The sequence below is a fragment of the Streptomyces thermovulgaris genome, assembly GCF_002155915.1.
Taxonomy (GTDB): Bacteria; Actinomycetota; Actinomycetes; order Streptomycetales; family Streptomycetaceae; genus Streptomyces; species Streptomyces thermovulgaris.
Window position 1 is genome coordinate 1 of the sequence record NZ_MUME01000140.1, and the last position, 3540, is coordinate 3540.

The 3540-nt window shown below is 73.0% G+C and carries 3 protein-coding genes; 2 read left to right on the forward strand and 1 reads right to left on the reverse strand.

Annotated elements, in window-relative coordinates; genetic code table 11:
- Window positions 1-775 (forward strand): Fpg/Nei family DNA glycosylase (locus tag CCN35_RS13465; RefSeq protein ID WP_086792799.1); only part of this gene is annotated, 775 nt, incomplete at its 5' end.
- 1 nt (window position 776) lies between these two features.
- Here the strand turns inward: CCN35_RS13465 and CCN35_RS13470 are convergent.
- Entirely contained in the window at window positions 777-2018 is a 1242-nt protein-coding gene (locus CCN35_RS13470; RefSeq protein WP_169721353.1) for a GNAT family N-acetyltransferase, read from the reverse strand.
- A 163-nt stretch (window positions 2019-2181) separates the two neighbouring features.
- Here CCN35_RS13470 and CCN35_RS13475 point away from each other — a divergent pair, with 163 nt between their 5' ends.
- Window positions 2182-3360: a PP2C family protein-serine/threonine phosphatase gene (locus CCN35_RS13475; protein ID WP_086792801.1), complete on the forward strand. Its 1179-nt coding sequence runs from the start codon at window positions 2182-2184 to the stop codon at window positions 3358-3360.
- The last annotated feature ends 180 nt before the right edge of the window (window positions 3361-3540 follow it).

Below are 3540 nucleotides of genomic sequence, written 5' to 3' on the forward strand. Positions count from 1 at the left end.
CGCCGCCCGCTTCTCCGGCACCCCCACCCACGTCACCAGCCCCCAGGGCAAGTTCTCCGACGCCGCCGCCCTCCTCACCGGAGCGGAGCTCACCCGGACGGACGCCCACGGCAAGCACCTCTTCCTCCGCTTCCGCGACAGCGACTGGGTCCACATCCACCTCGGCCTCTTCGGCAAGGTCGCCTTCGGGGACGCCCCCGCGCCCCCGCCCACGGACACCGTCCGTCTCCGCCTCGCCAACGAGACCGCGTACGCCGACCTGCGCGGACCCACCACCTGCGCCCTGATCACCGACGCCGAGAAACAGGCGATACACGGCCGCCTCGGCCCCGACCCGCTCCGCCCGGACGCCGACCCGGCCGCCGCCTACGCCCGCATCCGCCGCAGCCGTACGACGATCGCCGCCCTGCTCATGGACCAGAAGGTCATCGCGGGCGTCGGCAACGTCTACCGCGCCGAGGTCCTCTTCCGGCACGGCATCGACCCCTACCGTCCCGGCAAGGACATCACGCCCGCCGAGTGGGACGCCCTGTGGGCCGACCTCGTCGCGCTCATGCGCGAGGGCGTCCGCGCCAACCGCATCGACACCGTCCGCCCCGAGCACACCCCCGAGGCGATGGGCCGTCCACCCCGCGTGGACGACCACGGCGGCGAGGTCTACGTCTACCGCCGCGCCGCCCTGCCCTGCCACGTCTGCGGCACCGAGATCCGCACCGCCGGCCTCGCCGCCCGCAACCTCTTCTGGTGCCCCACCTGCCAGAAGAGCGGAGGCTGACTCAGAACCCGTGCGGCAGCCACGGCGCCACCGCCGACCCGAACCCCACGGAGGCCTCCGTCAGCGCCCCCCGCCGCAGCTCCCGCACCCGCCCGGCCGCGGCCAGCGCGGTCAGCGGCACGCCACCGAGGTACGCCGCTCCCAACTCCCGCACCGAGAGCGCCACCTCGGCCGCGTCCGAGGTGCGCTCGCAGGACGCCCCCTTCGGGTCCCCGCTCAGCCGCCACCGCCCGGAGTTCCAGGGGCAGAAGTCGTCCGTCACCTCGAACACCACGTCCACCGGCGTCTGGTAGGTCCGCGCCGCGAGCGCCGCCCCCACGTCCACGAGCCGGACGAACAACGCGTCCCGCAGCCGCGGCCGGCACCGCCGGATGTCGGACACCAGGTACTGCCAGGCGTCGTCGACCGGCCGCATCCGCAGACGCAGCGTCGACGTCAGGTCGATCCCGAACAGGAACCGCCACAGCGCCGCCCCGCTCTCCGGGTCCAGCGCGTCCAGGTCGCTCAGCACCACCGTGCCCTCGGCCCCGGCGTGGTCCCAGCGGGGCTCGACGCGGTAGCGCGCGTACCCGGTGACCTCCCCGTCCCGTTCGGCGACCACGCACTGCAGCGGCGACGCGCCGCCCCGGCCGCTCTCCGGGTCCAGCAGCCTCAGCCGCTCCCAGCCGGCCCGCCGCTCCAGCATCCCCGGCCGGGTCGGCACCAGCCGCGCGTACACCGCCTCGCAGGCGTCCAGCACCTCCGCGGGCGCCGCGTACCGCAGCCGTACGCCGTCGGTGCCGTCCGGGACCGACAGCCCGGCACGACGGGTGTCGATCTCGGCCTGCAGCTGGAAGGTCGCCGTCCCGTACCCGAAACGGCCGTAGATCGCGGGTTCGGAGGCGGTCAGCACCGCCAGCGGCTCGCCCCAGGAGCGCACGTCGTCCAGCTGCCGCCGCATCATCGACGTCAGCAGACCGCGCCGCCGGTGCGTGGCGGCCACGCTGACCATCGTGACCCCGGCCGCGGGCACCAGCGCGCCGCCGGGCACGGTCATCCGGAAGCTGAACGCCCCCGCCGTCCCCACGCACGCGTCCCCGTCCCACACGCCCAGGGAACGGTCGAACTCGGTGACGGACCGCCACGCCTGCCGTTCCTCCGCCGACTCCGGCACTCCGCCGAAGGCGCGGATCAAGGTGTCGTACCAGGGGTCCCACTCGTCCTGTCGCAGCACGCGCGGCCCGGCCACCAGGTCATTTGCCATACGGCATGCGTATCAGGGTGTCAGGGGGGCGAGCGAGCGATTTTCTCCGGGACGGCAGCGCGCGCGGGCCCGGTGAAGTTCACTGTGAAACCGGGTCCCGGACGGGGGACAAGTGGGACCTCCCGTGCCAAGCGGCAGGTTCGATGGATAGGGTCCCGAACTGATGGCAGCAGGACGAGAGCGGCGCACGGCGGCCGAGACGTTCACGGCCCGGTGGAAGATGCAGTGGCACCGGGTCCGCGTCGGCCTGCGCAGATCCGCCGTCGACTACTTCCGCGGGGACGGCCCCGAATGGATCGCCTTCGGCGGTCTGCTGCTGACCATTCCGCTGATCACGGTGCTGACCATCGCCAACCCGGTCTGGTTCTCCCCGGTCGCGCTGGTGCTGCCCATCGTCGCCGGCGGCCTGCTGCTGCGCCCGGCGAGTCTGCTCGGCCTGTACGCCATCGCGGCCACGGCACTGATCGTGGAGTCGGTGCGGCTCGGCCCGTACACCGAGGGCCCGTCCCGGGTGACACCGGGCGTGGTGCTGGTGGTCGCCGCCTGCGGTGTGTTCGGGCTGCTGCTCGCCCAGTTCCGCAGCCGGGTCGGCGTGCCCTGGCGGCGCGGCGGCACCATGCTGTTCGACCTGCGTGAACGCATCCGCGCCCAGAGCACGCTGCCGCCGCTGCCGGACGGCTGGCACCACGAGATGGCCCTGCGCCCGGCCGGAGGCCAGTCCTTCTCCGGCGACTTCGTGGTCGCCGCCCGGACGAACGGCGGCCGCACCCTGGAGGTCGTCCTCACGGACGTCTCGGGCAAGGGCATGGACGCGGGATCACGGGCGCTGCTGCTGTCGGGCGCGTTCGGCGGCCTGCTCGGCAGCCTGCCCCCGCACGCCTTTCTGCCCGCCGCCAACGGCTATCTCCTGCGCCAGGACTGGGAGGAGGGCTTCGCGACCTCCATCCACCTGGTGCTGGACCTGGATTCCGGCGACTACGAGCTGTACTCCGCCGGCCACCCGCCGGGCCTGCAGCTCAGCGCGGGCAGCGGACGCTGGGAGCAGAAGGCCGCCGAGGGCCCGCTCCTCGGGGTCTACGACGGCGCCCAGTTCGACGCGGTCAAGGGCTCCCTGAGGACCGGTGACGTCCTGATGCTGTTCACCGACGGCCTGGTGGAGACCGCCGACCGCGACATCACCGAGGGCATCGACCGCCTCACCGGCGAGGCCGACCGCTATGTCGCCGGCGGCTTCCGCGGCGCCGCCTGGCACCTGATCGAAGCGGTGGCCAAGGACGTCAACGACGACCGTGCCCTTCTGCTCATCTGCCGCGAGGGGCCGACGGGCCAGACGTCGCACTGAAGGTCAGCGGGCCTGCGGGGGCTTGTGGCGGATGTGAGGGCGTGTGATGGAGATGTGCACGTCCGGACCCCGGATTGCCTGAGTGTCAGACAGGTTGGTAGAGATGGACGGGTCCATTCCGTGACCCCGGTGCGCGGTCACGTGTGAAGAATTCTCAACGGGGGAGGCGAGTTCGGCGTG

Excerpts from the sequence above, each read along its gene's own strand:
- CCN35_RS13475 (WP_086792801.1), top strand. The coding sequence starts at position 2,182 with ATGGCAGCAGGACGAGAGCGGCGCACGGCGGCCGAGACGTTCACGGCC.
- CCN35_RS13470 (WP_169721353.1), bottom strand. The coding sequence starts at position 2,018 with ATGGCAAATGACCTGGTGGCCGGGCCGCGCGTGCTGCGACAGGACGAG.